Source organism: Dietzia sp. E1, assembly GCF_014145015.1.
In the GTDB taxonomy this organism is placed as follows: domain Bacteria; phylum Actinomycetota; class Actinomycetes; order Mycobacteriales; family Mycobacteriaceae; genus Dietzia; species Dietzia cinnamea_A.
Genome location: NZ_JAALDU010000453.1, coordinates 1 through 1,089, shown reverse-complemented (window position 1 = coordinate 1,089; position 1,089 = coordinate 1). Strand labels below are relative to the sequence as shown.

2 protein-coding genes and 1 pseudogene are annotated in these 1,089 nt (G+C 70.7%); 2 read left to right on the top strand and 1 reads right to left on the bottom strand.

The window, feature by feature from the left end:
* Positions 1-193 (top strand): annotated as a pseudogene (locus tag G6030_RS13840) (sortase); the annotation flags it as partial.
* 3 nt (positions 194-196) lie between these two features.
* The gene (locus G6030_RS13835) at positions 197-349 is read left to right on the top strand and encodes a hypothetical protein (protein WP_182643522.1); all 153 of its coding nucleotides are present in this window, start codon (positions 197-199) and stop codon (positions 347-349) included.
* 11 nt (positions 350-360) lie between these two features.
* Here the strand turns inward: G6030_RS13835 and G6030_RS13830 are convergent.
* On the bottom strand, positions 361-1,089 hold a 729-nt coding region (locus G6030_RS13830), incomplete at its 5' end, for a SurA N-terminal domain-containing protein (RefSeq protein WP_182643521.1).

Below are 1,089 nucleotides of genomic sequence, written 5' to 3'. Positions count from 1 at the left end.
GGGTGCGGCGGGCCCGGCCGGCGCGGCGGAGACCGGTGCTACAGGGGGCGCCGACGCGGCCGCCCTCGAGCGGCTGCTCACCCTGACCACCTGCCACCCGATGTACTCGAACGCCCAGAGGCTGATCGTGCACGCCGTGCTGACCGAGACCACCGCCAAGGCCGACGGCCGCCCCGCCGCGTTGGAGGACTGACCGATGTACGCCTACCTGTGGCGATCCCTGCCCGGCCCGCGACCGGTGAAGGCGCTGATCGCGCTGGCCCTGCTGGTGGCGGTCTTCCTGCTGCTCATGGAGGTGGTGTTCCCGTGGATCTCGCAGCAGCTCCCGCACAACGACGTGACCGTATAGGCAGCCGGCGATCAGAGGTGGACGGTGACGTCCGCGTCGGCGCGCAACTTCTGCGACAGCTCCTCCATCGCGCCGGCCTCCTTCTGGACCCGCACCTGCTCGGAGACCTCTCCGCGGACCTGCTCCAGCGGCGGCACCCCGCCACCACCGGCCGCACCGGCACCGCCGCCGGCCATCGCCTGCTGCTGAGCGATCTGCTCGTAGGCGGCCTCGACCTCGGCGTCGGTCACCTCGAACTCGCCGAACTCGGACGTGATGAGCTTCTCGACGCGCAGCTGCTTGTCGATCTGCTCCATCACCGCGTCGCGGTCGAGACCCTGCTCCCCCATCGCCGCGATGAACTCATCGGTGCTCACCTGGTTGGTCTCGGCGAACTCGGCGAGCTCCGCTTGGATCTCCTCGTCGGAGACCTCGATGTCCCGCTTCTCCGCCTCCTGCGTGAGCAGCTCGGTGCCGACCAGACCGTCGGTGGTGAGCTTCTTGAGCTGTGCCTCGTCGACGGGCTGGCCCGTCATCTGCGCCTGCATGCTCATCTGCTGGTACTGGTTCTCGAACACCGACAGGAACTCGTCGCGCGAGATCTCCGTCCCGTTCACCTCGGCCACCGGGTCCGGGATGTCCGACGTATCGGGCCCGGAGGGCGACTGCTCGCCGCCCTGCTCCGGCCCGGCCGCCTGTCCGGACTGCTCGGCCGCTGCGGGCGCGGCCGTGGCGCCGCCCTCGTCGTCGTCGCCCCCGGC

Excerpts from the sequence above, each read along its gene's own strand:
- G6030_RS13835 (WP_182643522.1), top strand. The coding sequence starts at position 197 with ATGTACGCCTACCTGTGGCGATCCCTGCCCGGCCCGCGACCGGTGAAG.